This is a genomic window from Bhargavaea ginsengi, assembly GCF_900109165.1.
In the GTDB taxonomy this organism is placed as follows: domain Bacteria; phylum Bacillota; class Bacilli; order Bacillales_A; family Planococcaceae; genus Bhargavaea; species Bhargavaea ginsengi.
This window is the reverse complement of record NZ_FNZF01000001.1, coordinates 510,948-526,266: the sequence shown is the minus strand read 5'-3', so window position 1 is coordinate 526,266 and position 15,319 is coordinate 510,948. Positions and strand designations below refer to the sequence as shown.

16 protein-coding genes are annotated in these 15,319 nt (G+C 57.3%); 8 read left to right on the top strand and 8 right to left on the bottom strand.

Annotated elements, in window-relative coordinates; genetic code table 11:
• The first annotated feature begins 193 nt into the window (after window positions 1–193).
• From BMX91_RS02515 to BMX91_RS02485, 7 genes are all read left to right on the top strand, one after another.
• Window positions 194–1,030, top strand: a complete 837-nt coding sequence (locus BMX91_RS02515) for a PHP domain-containing protein (RefSeq protein ID WP_092049554.1) — start codon at window positions 194–196, stop codon at window positions 1,028–1,030.
• Window positions 1,027–1,848 (top strand): sugar phosphate isomerase/epimerase family protein, encoded by an 822-nt coding sequence (locus BMX91_RS02510; RefSeq protein WP_092049552.1) that lies wholly within the window; start codon window positions 1,027–1,029, stop codon window positions 1,846–1,848. Before BMX91_RS02515 ends, BMX91_RS02510 begins: the two co-directional genes overlap by 4 nt.
• Window positions 1,826–2,593 carry a 5'/3'-nucleotidase SurE gene (gene surE, locus BMX91_RS02505; protein ID WP_092049549.1) on the top strand — a complete coding sequence of 256 codons (768 nt, stop codon included), beginning with the start codon at window positions 1,826–1,828 and terminating at the stop codon, window positions 2,591–2,593. The genes BMX91_RS02510 and surE overlap by 23 nt, the downstream gene beginning before the upstream one ends.
• A complete protein-coding gene (locus BMX91_RS02500) occupies window positions 2,590–3,609 on the top strand; it encodes an ABC transporter substrate-binding protein (protein WP_092049547.1) in 1,020 nt (339 codons plus the stop codon). The genes surE and BMX91_RS02500 overlap by 4 nt, the downstream gene beginning before the upstream one ends.
• A gap of 13 nt (window positions 3,610–3,622) precedes the next feature.
• Window positions 3,623–5,320 (top strand): ABC transporter permease, encoded by a 1,698-nt coding sequence (locus tag BMX91_RS02495; RefSeq protein WP_092049544.1) that lies wholly within the window; start codon window positions 3,623–3,625, stop codon window positions 5,318–5,320.
• Window positions 5,317–6,393: an ABC transporter ATP-binding protein gene (locus tag BMX91_RS02490; RefSeq protein WP_092049542.1), complete on the top strand. Its 1,077-nt coding sequence runs from the start codon at window positions 5,317–5,319 to the stop codon at window positions 6,391–6,393. Before BMX91_RS02495 ends, BMX91_RS02490 begins: the two co-directional genes overlap by 4 nt.
• 165 nt (window positions 6,394–6,558) lie before the next feature.
• Window positions 6,559–8,064, top strand: coding sequence for a class I adenylate-forming enzyme family protein (locus BMX91_RS02485; RefSeq protein ID WP_092049539.1), 1,506 nt, complete (start codon window positions 6,559–6,561; stop codon window positions 8,062–8,064).
• A gap of 132 nt (window positions 8,065–8,196) precedes the next feature.
• Here BMX91_RS02485 and hisIE read toward each other — a convergent pair whose 3' ends face one another.
• From hisIE to BMX91_RS02445, 8 genes are all read right to left on the bottom strand, one after another.
• Window positions 8,197–8,820 carry a bifunctional phosphoribosyl-AMP cyclohydrolase/phosphoribosyl-ATP diphosphatase HisIE gene (gene hisIE, locus BMX91_RS02480; protein WP_092049537.1) on the bottom strand — a complete coding sequence of 208 codons (624 nt, stop codon included), beginning with the start codon at window positions 8,818–8,820 and terminating at the stop codon, window positions 8,197–8,199.
• Entirely contained in the window at window positions 8,810–9,598 is a 789-nt protein-coding gene (gene hisF, locus BMX91_RS02475) for an imidazole glycerol phosphate synthase subunit HisF (RefSeq protein WP_092049534.1), read from the bottom strand. Before hisF ends, hisIE begins: the two co-directional genes overlap by 11 nt.
• Window positions 9,599–9,741: 143 nt before the next feature.
• The gene (locus BMX91_RS02470) at window positions 9,742–10,446 is read right to left on the bottom strand and encodes a HisA/HisF-related TIM barrel protein (RefSeq protein ID WP_092049532.1); all 705 of its coding nucleotides are present in this window, start codon (window positions 10,444–10,446) and stop codon (window positions 9,742–9,744) included.
• A complete protein-coding gene (gene hisH, locus BMX91_RS02465; protein ID WP_092049530.1) occupies window positions 10,443–11,090 on the bottom strand; it encodes an imidazole glycerol phosphate synthase subunit HisH in 648 nt (215 codons plus the stop codon). The genes BMX91_RS02470 and hisH overlap by 4 nt, the downstream gene beginning before the upstream one ends.
• The gene (hisB, locus tag BMX91_RS02460) at window positions 11,087–11,659 is read right to left on the bottom strand and encodes an imidazoleglycerol-phosphate dehydratase HisB (RefSeq protein WP_092049528.1); all 573 of its coding nucleotides are present in this window, start codon (window positions 11,657–11,659) and stop codon (window positions 11,087–11,089) included. Before hisB ends, hisH begins: the two co-directional genes overlap by 4 nt.
• Window positions 11,659–12,906, bottom strand: coding sequence for a histidinol dehydrogenase (hisD, locus tag BMX91_RS02455; protein ID WP_092049526.1), 1,248 nt, complete (start codon window positions 12,904–12,906; stop codon window positions 11,659–11,661). Before hisD ends, hisB begins: the two co-directional genes overlap by 1 nt.
• Complete coding sequence (gene hisG, locus BMX91_RS02450; RefSeq protein ID WP_092049524.1) at window positions 12,907–13,509, bottom strand: ATP phosphoribosyltransferase; 603 nt, start codon at window positions 13,507–13,509, stop codon at window positions 12,907–12,909.
• Between the two features lie 92 nt (window positions 13,510–13,601).
• On the bottom strand, window positions 13,602–14,429 hold the full coding sequence (locus BMX91_RS02445) for an ATP phosphoribosyltransferase regulatory subunit (RefSeq protein WP_092049522.1): 828 nt from the start codon (window positions 14,427–14,429) through the stop codon (window positions 13,602–13,604).
• Between the two features lie 99 nt (window positions 14,430–14,528).
• Between BMX91_RS02445 and hisJ the strand changes: the two genes are divergently transcribed.
• Complete coding sequence (gene hisJ / locus BMX91_RS02440) at window positions 14,529–15,308, top strand: histidinol-phosphatase HisJ (RefSeq protein WP_092049521.1); 780 nt, start codon at window positions 14,529–14,531, stop codon at window positions 15,306–15,308.
• Window positions 15,309–15,319: the final 11 nt, after the last annotated feature.

The following is a 15,319-nucleotide window of genomic DNA, read 5'->3' as shown; positions in this document are numbered from 1 at the left end:
ACTTTTCACATATTGGCCTTTAATCTTCAAACTCGGCTGCCTAATCTTCAAACTCACAAGTCGGCCCGAAAAAGGTGAAGCCCGACATATTCCCATCTTAACCGTTCCTTTACGAACTTCAACAGCAGCTTAACATTCTGAAAACATTCGGGCGTTAAGATGAAATCGGAGTTAATCACAGGAGGTGCTTCGGATGAAGGTGGACCTGCATATGCACTCGGTGTTTTCGGACGGAGAACGGACCCCGCGCGGACTGATGGATTTGGCAGCAATCCAGGGACTTTCCTGTATCGCCATCACGGACCATGACTCGGTTGGCGCTTATTCGGAAGCGAAAGTTCATGAAGAGCGTACAGGCGTACGGGTGATGCCGGGAATCGAGCTGAACACGTACGGACCGAACGGCGAACTGCACATACTCGGCTACGGCTTTGACCCGGACCATCCGCTGATGACTGCGCACTGCGAGTGGCGCCGTCAGGAACGCGAGTCTTGGAGCCGGAAAATCGTTCGGCGTCTGAACCGGATGGGCTACGACATCTGCTGGGAAGACTGCCGGTCCAAAGCTGAAGGCGGCGTGATCGTAAGGACGCATATTGCCAAAGTCCTCGTGGAGCACCGGTATTTCCATGATGTAGAAGAAGCGTTCGACAGGCTGCTCGCATCAGGAAGCCCCGGCTATGTGGAGCGCGAAACGTTTTCATCCGAAGAGGCGATTTCCCTGATTCATGAGTGCGGCGGCTTCGCCTTCCTCGCACACCCGGGAGTTTACCGGTTCGGTTTCAGCATTGATCGTGTCGCGGATGAAGGGCTTGACGGCATTGAAGTGTATTATGCCGGCCACTCCGAACTGGAGACGGTCCAGTGGTGGGCAGAGTCGGAACGGCTTGGGCTCCTGAAAAGCGTAGGCAGCGACTTCCACGGTGAGGTCACGCGCAATCCGCAGCTGCCGGGTTCCGTCGATTACGACAAAGAGGATGTGCACAGCTGGCTCAGCCAGATCATGCCGGTCTCTGAGGTGTCACGATGAGCAGGGACTGGTATGGATCCTCGACACTTCTCTGGGGCGGGACGATCCGACAGATCGCGGACAAGTTCACGGCCGCAGGCCTCGACGGTGTCGAACTGTGGACAGAACAGTTCCGTTTTTCGGGGTTCCGGATAAATGCAGTAAAGGAAGTGCTCATGGATGCAGGGCTCGGCCTGACTCTGCATGCGCCAAGCTGGGACCTCAACATCTGCTCGCTTAATGAGGGCATCCGAGAGCAGTCCTTGGCGGAGATCGAGCGCTCGGTCGCACTGGTTGCTGACCTTGGCGCGGAAGATGTGACCATTCATCCGGGCCGGATCACAGTCAATGAGCGCTGGACGGAATGGCACCTCGAGAAAATGCAGCATTCGCTTGACCGGCTGGAGAGGATTGCAATCCGGGAAGGGGTGCCCCTGTCCGTCGAGATGATGGAAGATCGGGACCGGGAACTGGTCACGGGACCGGAGACGATGAACCGGCTTGTCCGCCACCGCTCGCCGTTTGTCACGGTAACGGTCGACACGGCGCATGTGCCGTTTTCGCGTTCCCCGTTTATTGAAATGAATGCGCTCTGCCGTGTGGGCAAGCTTCATGTCAGCGATGCCACGGCCAACCGCTTCCATGTCCCACTCGGCAAGGGAAAGATAGATGTGAAGCCGGCCATCCGGGCAGCGGCCGAGCGGAAAATCATCCGGGTGATTGAAGGATTCGATTATCTGGGGGAGTCGGGAATGCTCAAAGAAAATGTGGAGTATCTGAAAAAGAACGGGTTATTCGGAATGGAGGAAATCATGCATGAGATTCCTGGTGACGAATGACGACGGGATTTTTGCCCCGGGCCTGGCCGCTGCCGTGGACGTACTCCAGCATTTCGGAGAAGTCACGGTGGTGGCGCCGGACGGGGAACGGAGCGCGGCAAGTCATTCCATCACGCTCCGGAAACCGCTCAAGGCGGAGCGGATGACGATTTTTGGTGGAAACGTACCGGCTTACGCCATTGTTGGCGGTACACCTGTGGACTGCGTGAAACTGGCGCTCGGTGTCCTGTTTGAAGAAAAGCCGGACTGTGTAGTTTCGGGCATTAACGCAGGGGCCAATATCGGCAGAGACATTCATTATTCCGGAACGATCGGCGGGGCGAGAGAGGGTTCCCTGACAGGCATTCCGTCTCTTGCCGTTTCACTGGACCGCCACGATGCGTCGGAGCCTGATTTTGGGGCGGCGAAGGGCCTGTTCTACGCGGCGCTGTCCAGTCTCAGAAAAGAGGGAGCGATCGAGGGCCTCCTGAATATCAACCTGCCCGCCATCCCGGAGTCGGCCTGCCCGGGAATCGCGGAAGCCGTCCCTGACTTTTCCCTGGACCGATACCGCCATATGACGGCGGACCAGCCGGAAGGCGGAGTTCTCTACTGGCTGCGGGACCGTCAGGCATGGCTCGAGCCTTCACGGCCGGACAGTGACTTCCACCTTCTGCGGGAAGGGTACATAACGGTATCGAAGATCGGCCTTGCCGCCGGTCACAGTGAAGAACAGATCACACCGATAGGGGGAAAACAGAGATGAAGATGAACAAGACGATGCTGACGATGGGGGTTGCGGCAAGCCTGATGCTTGCCGCATGCTCGGGAACGGATGCCGAATCAGAATCGGATGCCGGAGGAGTAAGCGGTACGCTCGACTTTTACACGTCCCAGCCGGATACGGATGCGACTGCGCTGGTGAATGCGTTTAATGAGCAGCATCCGGATGTGGATGTGAACGTCTTCCGGTCCGGTACGGAAGAAGTCATCGGCAAGGTGCTGGCGGAGGAGCAGGCCGGCGATGTCCAGGCCGATGTCCTTCTGGTTGCCGACAGCGTAACATTCGAGGGTCTTAAGGAGCAGGATCTTCTGCAACCGTACGAATCGGGAGAGCTCGAAGCGATTCCTGAAGACTTCGTCGATCCGGACCATACATATACAGGAACGAAAGTGATGGCGACTGTCCTCGCCGTCAACATGGAAAAAACGGAACAGCTGCCGGATTCATGGGATGTGCTGACGGACACCGCTTCGAAAGAAGAAGCAATCATGCCTAGCCCGCTCTATAGCGGGGCAGCCGCTTACAACGCAGGGGTTTTCACCCGTCAGGACAACTTCGGTTGGGCCTTCTATCAAGCATTGAAGGATAACGGAACATCAGTCGTCCAGGGGAATGGCGCGGCGCTGAAAGCGGTCCAGAGCGGAGAGAAAACATACGGCATGGTCGTGGACTATATCGTCGCCAATGCCAAAGCGGAAGGGTCGCCGGTGGACCTCGTTTATCCGGAAGAGGGTGTACCGGTCATCACGGAACCGATCGGCATGATCAAGGACACGGACAATGAAGACGCGGCAAAGGCGTTCATCGATTTCGTGTTGTCTGAAGAAGGCCAGAAGCTGGCGTCAGAACTCGGATACACACCGATCCGTACAGGTGTCGATGCACCTGAAGGACTGAAATCCATCGACGAGATGAACGTCCTGACCGCGCCGCTTGACGAGCTGAGCAACGGCCGTAATGACGACAAGCGCGAGTTCAAGGAACTGTTCGGAGAATAATGGGGGCGGTACGATGACACAGATCACCCTGAATGACGGAGGGCGGCAGGCGGCTGGGGCCGGACGCCGCTCTTCTCTGTTGAAGAACGTTCCGCTATGGCTTTCGGTGCTGCTCGTTACGCTATTATTCGTCGTCCCGGTCATCCGCCTGTTTTATATGAGCTTCGTGGAAGAGGGCGGGATGTCGCTTGTCCATTACCGCTCACTTCTCAATGAATCCGGCACGTGGACGATGCTTCTGAACACGCTGATCGTCACGGCGGGTTCGACGGGTCTTTCTCTGGCGCTCGGAGTGACGACAGCGTGGCTCGCCGCCTATACGGACATCAGGATGAAGAAGGTGCTGCAGGTGCTGATCTTGCTGCCATTCATCATTCCAAGCTATATTGTGACGATTGCCTGGACACAGCTGGCCTCGGACGTCCCGTTTGCGGACATCAACCTGTACAGCATGGGCGGCATCATTTTTGTCCTCGGAATTACCCACTATCCGCTTGTCCACCTGTTCACGGCGAATGTGCTCCGGCGCATCCCTAAGGAGCAGGAATGGGCGGCACGGGCGGGAGGGGGCGGCAGCCTCACTGTGCTGCGCCGCGTGACGCTTCCGCTTGCGCTGCCGGGTATTGTCGGCAGCGCGATGATCGCATTCCTGTCGAATCTCGATAACTTCGGCATTCCGGCATTTCTCGGTATCCCGGCGAACATCACCGTCTTGAGCACGGCGATCTACCAGGAAGTCATCGGCTTCGGCCCGGGGGCATTCTCGCGGGCGGCCGCGCTGTCGGTGATCCTGGCGATTGTCGCGCTTGCCGGCACTCTGCTCCAATGGCTGCTTCTGAGGAAATCGGCAACGGACGGGACGGCAGCTCCGGACACTGAGCCGAGGGTCCGCCTTGGAAAAAGGCGGCCGCTAGTAGAGGCCGCGCTCTGGCTGTTCGTGCTCGGAACCGGAATCGTGCCGCTCCTTTCCATGCTGAAGACGTCAGTCATCCGGGCATACGGCCTGCCGTTCATGCCGGAAAACCTGACGTTTGACCATTACCGGTATGTCCTGTTCGACTATGGTAAGTCGTTTGAAGCCATGGGCACGAGCCTGAAACTTGCGGTGGCTGCTTCCCTGATCTGTCTGGTCTTTGGAACGGCGATTGCGTATTTCAGAACACGCAGGCCGGGAGGGACCTTGCGCTATATCGAGCTTTCAGTGGGCTTGCCGTATGCGCTTCCGGGCATCGTGCTCGGCCTTGCAATGATTTTTGCCTGGATGGAGCCCTTACCCGGATGGAATCCGGGCATTTACGGCACCGCCGGGATCCTGTTGATCGCCTATGTCACACGCTTCATGGTGCTCCAGGTACGCGGCAGTATGACCGCGATGGCGCAGGTATCGCCTGACATGGAGGAAGCGGCCCGGATCTCGGGTGCAGGAGCGCTACAGAAGTGGCGAAAAATCCTGCTGCCGCTTTTGTCCGGCGGCATCCTGAGCGGAGCGCTGCTTGTCCTGCTCACTTCGCTTACAGAACTGACCGTCTCGTCACTTCTTTGGTCAAGCGGTTCCGAGACGATCGGCATCATCATCTTCAACTTTGAGCAGGCCGGCTACACGACCCATTCTACCGCCTACTCGGCCGTCGTCTTGGTTCTGATGGGAGCGATTGCCGGACTGGCTCATCTGCTGTTGCGTATCCGGAATAGGAGGGTGAATTCACCATGAAAACAGAACTGGCCGGCATCTGGAAAACATTCGGGGAGACGGATGCACTGAAAGGCATCGACCTTGAGATCGGTGAAGGGGAGTTCGTCGCCATCGTCGGACCATCCGGTTGCGGCAAGACAACACTCCTTCGGCTGATCGCGGGATTCGAGACGCCATCCGCGGGCGAGATCCGGATGGGCGGAAGTACGGTAGCGAACGCTGGCATCGCCGTACCTCCCGAAAAACGGGATCTTGGCATGGTGTTCCAGTCATTCGCACTCTGGCCGCATATGACTGTCAGCGAACAGGTCGCCTTCCCGCTCCGCCACCACCGGTTTATCGACCCAGTGCTGAAGAGGGAAAACGCCGGCAGGGTCCGGCAGATGCTCTCGATGGTCGGCCTTGCCCAATACGGCAGCCGCATGCCGTCAGAACTGTCAGGCGGCCAGAAACAACGTGTCGCCATTGCCCGTGCACTTGCGCCAAACCCATCACTTCTACTCATGGATGAGCCGCTCTCAAGCCTCGATGCCCGTCTCCGGCTTGAACTGCGGAATGAAATCCAGACGATCCACCGCCAGACAGGGACATCCATCGTCTATGTCACGCACGACCAGGATGAAGCACTCGCGATGGCTGACCGGATCATCGTCATGAACGGCGGCAAAATCGAGCAGGCAGGGACACCGGAAGAGATCTATTCCCGGCCTGAAACCCCATTTGTCGCGACATTCATCGGGAAGGCGAACCTGATACCGGGGGACTGGAAGGGCAGCCGCTTCCATCCGTTCGGAAGTCCAGAGCTCGCGTGGAACGTTCCGGATGTCGGACCGGCCTTCCGTGAAACCGGCCTATGCCCGCTTCGTCCTGAACAACTGGCATTCGGCACCGGCGAAGGCATCCGCGGAACGGTTCGGAATGTGCTTTACCAGGGAAGGGAGATCCATTATTCGATTGACGTCGGAAAGCAGACGGTGGACCTGGTGACAGGCCTTGCCGGCCGGCTGAGTGTAGGCGACCCTGTCGTTCTGCAATACAGACCAACCCCGGCACATTCATCCCCGGCAAAGGCAGAAGTGGGATACTGGTGATCATGAGGGCTATCCCGTGTGAGCGGGAATAGCCTTTTTTGTTTGCAAAAGGAATCCAGCAAAAAACTGTTTGAAATACCATAAACGATGAGTGAATGGCAGGAATCCATCTGTGGAATATAGAATAGTTTTAATTATCTAACAGATAAAAAGGAGAGAATGCCTATGTTCATGCCCCAAAAGGTCGTCGGGTACGGAAAGTCACAGCCCGATAAGGTGTATACCTCGTTCGAGGGAAGAGAGTGGACGTACGGGGAATTCCGGGAAAGGGCGGAACGGGTGGCTGCCTATTTCCAGCGGAAGGGCTATAAGCCGGGGGATGTGATTGCGCTGCTTGCAGGAAATTCGGACTCGTTTGTGGCCGCCTATTTCGGCGTTCAGCTCGGCGGGTTCATTCTCATGCCGGTCAATACGAAGCTCACAGCCAGGGAAATCGGCTATATCTTCGAGCACTCTGAAGCCAAGTCGCTGATTGTGGACGAAGTGCTCCGGAAAACGGCGGACGATACGGGCGTATCTTTCCGGGAAGTTCTGGAGATTGGCGTCTCCGGGGAGTTCGATGCCATACTCGAAGACGGATCACTCATCCCCGAACCGGTGGATCCGAAGGCCGACGAGACGGCTGTCATCATGTATACGTCCGGGACGACCGGCAAACCGAAGGGCGTCATGCTGACGCACCGGAATCTCCTGGAGACGGCGGAAATCTGGGCAGAGGCGATGGACGTCACCTCTGCTGACCAGATGCAGATTACGACCCCGCTGTTCCATTGCGCGGCAAGCCATGTGTTCATGAACGCCGTGTCGGTCAGTGGCGGCTCGCTCATTATCGAGACGGCCTTCTCGCCGGACAGGACAGTGAAGACACTCGAGGAAAGCCGGGCGACGATGTTCTTTGGTGTGCCGGCGATGTTTGCGATTCTCCTGAACCGTCCGGATATCGGGGAACTCAATGTCCCGGACCTGCGGCTGTTCTGCTACGGCGCGGCACCGATGCCGTACGAACTCGTGAAAAAGCTGAAAGAGATTTTCCCTGGCGTGAAGGTCCAGAACCTTTACGGCCAGACGGAAAATACGCCTGCAGCAACGACGCTGAAAGACCATTACGCTCTCGATAAGATCGGGTCGGTCGGCGAGGCACTTCCGAGAACGGAAGTGCGTGTCGTCGATGAAGAGGGGCGCACGCTCCCGCCGGGGCAGGTCGGTGAAATCGTTGTGAAGGGTCCTCAGGTCATGAAAGGTTACCTGAAAAACGAAGAAGAAACCGCCCGCACGATCCGGGACGGCTGGATGTATTCGGGCGACCTCGGGCGCACCGATGAGGACGGGCTGCTGTATATCGTTGACCGCAAAAAGGACATGATCATCCGCGGCGGGGAAAACATTTATCCGCTCGAGGTGGAGGAAGTGCTGTTCCAGATTCCCGAAGTGCTTGAAGCCGCAGTTGTCGGCGTCCCGCACCCGGTTTATGGTGAGGTGCCAAAAGCGTTTGTGGTGGTTAAGGAAGGGAAGGAACTCGGCGAGGAGCAGATTTTCGAATACTGCGCCCAAAACCTCGCGAAATTCAAACTCCCTGCAGAAGTAGAGTTCCTGGATGTGCTCCCACGGAATGCTTCAGGCAAGGTTCTGAAACATACGCTTCGCCCGAAAGCGGAAGAAGCGAAGGCATAAGACGGGATACAACGAAAAGGACCGGCGGCTGCCGGTCCTTTTTAGATGGAGTTGCATTTTGTTAACGTTTCAATGGAGTATCGCAACGTTTCAGCTTAGTATCGCAACGTTTCACTCCGATATGTCAGCGACTCACCAGTTCTCCACGTCCTGCCGCTCACCCTTGAAGTTGTTTTTCTTGGAATGGCGCTCATGTAGCACCTGCTCGACTTCACTGAAATCGATGCCCTGCTCATGCAGCAGGACAAACAGGTGATAGAGCAGGTCGGCGGTCTCGTTTTTCAGCTCTTCTCGGTCGCGCTTCATCGCCGCAATGACGACTTCGAAGCTTTCCTCGCCAAATTTCTTGGCAATCTTGTCGAGCCCCTTGCCGAGCAAGTAGTTGGTATACGAGCCCTCATCCGATTCTGCCTGGCGGTCACGGATCATGGCTTCGAGCGAAAGAAGCGGGGAAGCAGGTTCATCACCGAAGCAGCTTTTCGTTCCGGTGTGGCATGTAGGGCCCATCGGTTCCACTTGGATCAGGAGGGTGTCATCGTCGCAGTCAAGCGTCATCGATTTGACACGCTGGACATGTCCGCTGGATTCGCCCTTTTTCCAGAGGCGTTCCTTGCTGCGGGAGTAAAACCAGACGACGCCGTCTTCAAGCGTCTTCTCGTAGGCTTCCTCGTTCATGTAGCCGAGCATGAGGACGGTGTGGTCCGTCCAGTGCTGGAGCACTGCCGGGATGAGCCCCTTGGAAAAGTCAGGCTTCATTCGGCACACCTCCGGCCGTCAGGCGGACCGGAATGCCGGCATCCGATAGGAGGGATTTCACTTCACCGACGGTCGTTTCTTCGTTGTGGAAGATGGATGCAGCAAGGCCTGCAGACACATCTGTTTCGCGGAACAGCTCGACAAAGTCATCGGCACTCCCGGCGCCGCCGGATGCAATGACCGGGATGGTGACCGCTTTTTCCACGGCTTTCAAGAGGGGGAGGTCGAAACCGTCCTTCGTTCCGTCGCCTTCCATGCTAGTCAGGAGGATCTCCCCGGCACCCAGCTTTTCGCCTTCGGTGACCCAGTCGAGAACGCGGATATCAGTTTTTTTCTTGCCTCCGTGGGTAAAGCAGAACCAGTCCTGCGCTTCCTCGTCCCAGCCGGCATCTACCGACAGGCAGACGCACTGGCTGCCGAACCGTTCCGCCGCCTCGCGGATCAGCTCAGGACGGGCAAGTGCCGCGGAGTTGATGCTGACTTTGTCAGCACCCGCCTTGAGCAGGCGCCCGATATCGTCCGCCGTACGGATGCCTCCGCCAATGGCGAGAGGGATGAACAGCACCTCCGCCGTGCGCTTGATGACGTCGAGCATGAGGTCGTGGCCTTCGTCAGTTGCGGAGACATCGAGGAAGACGAGTTCATCAGCGCCTGCCGCATTATAGCGGGCGGCCATTTCCACCGGGTCTCCAACGTCGCGGAGCCCTTTGAAGTTGATGCCCTTGACGACCCGGCCATCTTTTACGTCGAGGCAGGGGATGATGCGTTTTTTGATCATGGTGACACTCCTTTCATCTGCATATTGGTACCTGTTTTATTGTTGAAGAGTCCGGTTTCGTCATTCACACAATCGGTTTCGTCATTCGGGCCCGCAGTTTCGTCATTCACGCGCCCAATCTCGTCATTCAGTTCGCCGAGCCTTCACCGGATGCTCTCCCAAAACTCATCCGTATTTGCCGCTTTTCCGACAATCGCAGCAAAAACACCTTCCGCTTCAAGAGCGGCAAGGTCGCTGCCGTTCCGGACGCCTCCGGATGCGGTGACCGGCCATTTCGAAGCCTTCGCCAATTTGCCGGTCATTTCCACGTTCGGTCCTTCCATGCGGCCGTCGCGGGCGATGTCGGTATAGATGACGCCTCCGATTTCAGCTCCGTCCAGGCGTTCCAGCATTTCAAAAACGGTGGTCTCTGCGGTTTCAAGCCAGCCGTTCAAAGCAACTTTGTCGCCGCGGGCGTCCAGTCCGAGCATCAGCTTGCCCGGGTATTTCCGGCTCATTTCAATCAGCCAGCCGGGTTCGGTCAAGCCTTTTGTGCCGATGATCAGATAGCCTGCACCCATGTCGAGGTATTCTTGGATCGTCTGTTCGGAGCGGATGCCGCCACCGATTTCGACAGGGATCTGCGTAGCCCTGATGATATCGCGGAACAGGTCCATCTCAGCGGGCTTTTTTTCTTTTGCTCCGATCAGGTCAACAGTGTGGATGCGCCCGACACGCGGCTGTTCGGAGTAAAAGGCCACCGCTTCAAGCGGGGTGCGGCCCATCGCCGCTTTTGTATCATAGTCGCCTTCAGTCAGGCGGACGTTCTGTGAATCGATAATGTCTATCGCCGGCCAAATCTCGATCATTCGGATGCCTCCTCTTTCTCTCTAAACCCTCCGGTTACGGCCTGCTGCAGCAATATGAGTCCCGCGTCCCCGCTTTTTTCGGGGTGGAACTGGATGCCGATCAGCTGTCCGCTTTGCACGAGCGCTGTGACAGTCTCGCCGCCGTAGTCGGCTGTCGCGACCGTGTGTGGCCCGGGTGCCGCTTTATAGGTGTGAATAAAGTACATGTCCTTGCCGTCCAGTTCAGGCCGGTCACTTGCTAGTGCGTTCCAGCCGAGGTGGGGGACCGGGAGGCGGGTTTCAATCCGAGTGATTGCACCGGGGATGAACCCGAGCCCGTCGACATCTCCTTCCTCGCTGTGTTCGAACAAAAGCTGCATGCCGAGGCAGATTCCGATGAAAGGCTTTTCTTCTTTGAGTTCGGTCAGCAACGGGATGAGCCCATCGGCTTCGAGCCGCTTCATCGCATCGGCAAAGTGGCCGACGCCCGGGAGGATGAGGACATCCGCCCCGCGGAGCACATCCGGATCCTTCGTCAGCTCCACCCGGTGGCCGAGGAATTCCAGTGCACGCCGGACGTTCGCGACATTGCCGAGGCCGTAGTCGACGATGGCGATGCGGCGTCCGTCCGTCAGTTCTGCAGCAGCTGTTTCACGAGTGTTCATGCAAGGAGCCCCTTCGTAGAAGCAAGCCGTCCGTCGCCCGGCTGCATCGCTTCGCGCAGCGCGCGTGCAAACGACTTAAAGAACGACTCGATCTCGTGGTGGGCGTTGCCGCCGCGGATCAGGTCCATGTGGACGGTGAGCCCCGCGTTCATGACGAGACCGCGGAAAAATTCTTCCGTCAGCTCGGTGTCGAAGGTGCCGACTTTTTCCCTGGAGATCTCCGCATTAAAGCTCAGGTAAGGGCGTCCGCTGATATCGATGACGGTGCGGGTGAGCGTTTCGTCCATCGGGACATAGGAGGTGCCGTAGCGGCGGATGTCGGATTTGTCGCCCATCACTTCACGGAGCAGTTGGCCGAGCACGATGCCCGTGTCTTCCGTCGTATGGTGATCGTCGACCTGGGTGTCTCCGTTCACTTCAACATCGATTTCAAGGCCGGAGTGGAATGCGAACAGCGTCAGCATATGGTCGAGGAATCCGACGCCCGTTGCGATTGAGGATTCGCCGGTTCCTTTATTGAGTTCCATGCGGATTTCGGTTTCTTTGGTCTTGCGTTCATAACTTGCCATCAGTCGTCACTACCTCCGTTCAGGCGGGCTTCCATCGAAGCCGCGTGTGCATACAGTTCTTCGGCCCTGGCAATCGGGATTCCTGCCTCGGCATAGCGGCGGTAGTCCGCCTGATCAACGCGGATGACCGCATTCGCCGTCAGGAAATCGTTCACGGACAGGCCTGATTGGAAGCGGGCGTTGCCTCCGGTCGGGAGCACGTGGCTTGGCCCGGCAGAATAGTCGCCGACCGCTTCCGGGGAATACCCGCCGACAAATAGGGCGCCGGCATTGGTCACGTCTTCCGCATAGCTTTCGGCATCTTCCGTCTGCACGGCTGCGTGCTCCGGTGCGATGAAGTTCAGGAGTTCCACCGCTTCGTCACGGTTTTCTGCGAGAATCGCCCAGTGATTGTCTGTGAGGCTCTTTTTGATGATTTCGCTTCGCGGCGCTTCCTCGGCAAACCGGACAGCAAGCCGCCCGACTTCCTCAAGCTTGTCACGGTCCAGAGAAATGAGATAGGTGCGTGCCTGCTCATCGTGCTCTGCCTGTGCAAGCAGGTCGAGCGCTGCCCACTCTGCATTAGACGACTTGTCCACGACGATCGCAAGCTCGCTTGGACCCGCGACGGAATCAATGCCGACATCGCCGTAAACGAGCTTTTTCGCCATCGCGACGTACGCATTCCCAGGTCCGCAGATCTTGTCGACCCGTTCGATTGTCTCCGTCCCGTAGGCGAGAGCGGCGATGCCCTGGACGCCGCCGACCGTATACACATGGTCGACGCCGCACAGGTAACAGGCGGCAAGGGTTGCCGAGTTGCCCGGGGGCGGGGTGACAACGGTGATGCTCCGGACGCCCGCAACTTTCGCGGGGATTGCCGTCATGAGGACCGTCGACGGATAATTCGCCTTGCCGCCGGGCACGTAGATGCCGACTCGGCCGATCGGATGGAATACGGGATAAAAGCCCTCGGGTTCAGCAGGCTGCCATTTGATCTTGGACTGGTACGCTTCGATGTTTTCCTTAGCGGCGATGAGGGCTTGACGGAGTTCTGCCGAAATCGATTCATATGCAGATTTCAGTTCTTCAGCCGAAATTTTCCGGACTTCCGAGCCCTCGCCGTCAAACTGCTTGGTGTAGCGGGCAAGGGCCGTATCTCCGTTTTGGCGGACGTCGCGGATGATGTCCAGTACTCTGCCTGCGATGTCGTGGTTGTCCTCACCGGCAGGGCGGTAGGATTGCTTGAATTGTTGTGCGGTCTGCATTCAGTTCACCTTCAATTCGTTCATAAATGAGCGGATTTCCGCTGATTTCGTAAAAAACGCATGCTTGTTCGCAATCAGTCGCGCACTGATTTCATCGAGACGGACACGCTCCTGAAGGCCATTCATCCGGAGCGTTTCGCCGGACTGGACGATGTCGACGATTGCATCAGCCATGCCGATCACTGCTGCAAGCTCGACCGAGCCGTTCAGCTTGATAATCTTGACGGGCTTTTCGGACCGCTCAAAGACGGAACGGGAGTAGTTGACATATTTTGTGGCGATTGTCCGGTATTCAGGGAGCTCCTCCTTCGAAGCAATGGCGAAGTGGCAGTAGCCGAACGGCAGCTCCAGCAGCTCGTTCACGTCTGCGTCGTACTCGGCGAGGATGTCGCTCCCTGTGATGCCGAGATCCGCGATGCCTTCCTCGACATAGATCGGAACGTCATCTCCCTTTACGAGGAGAAAGCGGATGCCGTTTGCCTCGACAAGCAGTTCGCGCTGGGCGGCTTTGAGTGCGCCGTGCCAGCGGGGATGGCCGTTTTCGTCCAGATAGGCGAGGAAATCCTTGAGCTGGCGGCCTTTAGAGAGTGCAATCGTAATCATGGAATCATCCTTTGTCTATGCGTTTGTCGGGCAGGCTGCCCGTTTGCACTTAAGAGTTTAGATTGGTGCCGAAAGAGAAAACTTGCGGCCGGTCAATAGAAAATCCCCATTCCGAATGCTTTGGAGCGGGCGGTGTACTGTCCGCCCGAGGCGACCGGTGTCGTTCGTCCGGCGCCGTAAAGACGGACGAACACGCCGTCATAGTACGATTGGGACGGAAGGGCGGTGATGTCCGGATAGACGGCTTCGACGCCGGCTTCACGGAGGGTTTCTTCCCATCCGGTAAGTTCTTCGAGTACCTGGCGGATTTCCGGGAACGTCGACCGCAGTTTGTGGACCTGTGATTCCGGCTGGTCGCCGATCAGGTCAAGCAGCGGATGGTCTCCGAGCAGTTGGCGCAATGCGGACGTGCTCCGCTGGGACAACGCGCGCCGGATTGCCGGGTCCGCAACCTTCTCGTCGCCCAGGATTGCCGGGAGAAGCGCGTAGTGGCTGATTACCGCGGTTTTCGGGCGGTCCGCCATGCGCTCATCCATGAATCTGATCAGGAGTGAGAGCCCTTCCTGCTGGCGGGATGTGCTTTCCGAAAATACTTCCATGCCGAGTTGGCGGGTTTCTGTACCGGAGTGGAAAACCGGGCCGGAGTAAACAGCCCGCTCAGCGTCGATTTTGTATTTATGGAGATAGCGGACAATCGCGTTGGTCCAATCGTGCCGCAACGCGTGGACGGTACCGTTCTGTACCCAGGATTCACGCTGGGGCATCAGCCGCAAGTCGTCTTCTGTCATTCCCGGCCAGTCGAACGTTTCCACGACCGGCAAGTCGATGATATCGAACCCGTTGCCGTGGAAAAACGACAGGAACTCGACTTCAAGCTGTTTCTGGCGGATCAGTGCGGGATTATAAATGAATGAAGTCATTTCTGTACACCTCTTCACTTCATTACTTTATCATGATAAAGTAGTAGATGAATGAAATAATAGCATAGAGAATTCAGAACTGCAATAGGAGGGATAAACATGACATTCATCGACGGGCATGTCCATACGCCGTACTGTCCGCATGGCACGGCTGCGCCTATGGAGGAGTATGTGAAGGCAGCGGAGCGGAAGGGGATTAAGGTACTCGTCTTCACCGAACATGCGCCGCTGCCTGACGGATTTACCGATCCGGTTCCCGAAAAAGACAGCGCAATGAAGCGTAAGGATGTTGCTGCGTATCTGGCGGAAGGCGCCCGGCTGCGAAAGGAATATGCAGGACGGGTTGATGTGCGCTGCGGTTTCGAAGTGGATTACATCGAAGGATTCGAGGAGGAGACCCTCCGCTTCCTCGAGGAATATCCGGAAGCGGCAGCCCACTCCATCCTGAGCGTCCACTTCGTAAAAACCGGCACCGGCTGGTTCTGCATCGACTACAGTGCCGACTCTTTCGCGGAAAAAGCCGGCGAGAGCAGTGTTGAAAAACTATATGAGGCTTACGGGCGAGCGATGGATAAGGCCGCCGGCAGGCCGTTCGGTGAACTGAATCCTCCTGTGCTCGGCCATATCAACCTCATCCATAAATTCCGAAAGCGCATCCGGCCGGAGACGGATCCGATTAACTGGACGGGTATACTGGAAAAGGCGGCCGCAAACGGGTACGTGCTCGACTTTAACTATGCGGGGCTCCGGAAGCCGGACTACGGGGAGACTTATCCGGAACCGTGGATGGTTGCGGAAGCGGAGCGTCTCGGACTGAAGCTGCAGACCGGTTCGGATGCCCATGCTCCGGAGGATGTGGGCAGGGGATACACGAGGTGAAAAAAGCCGGA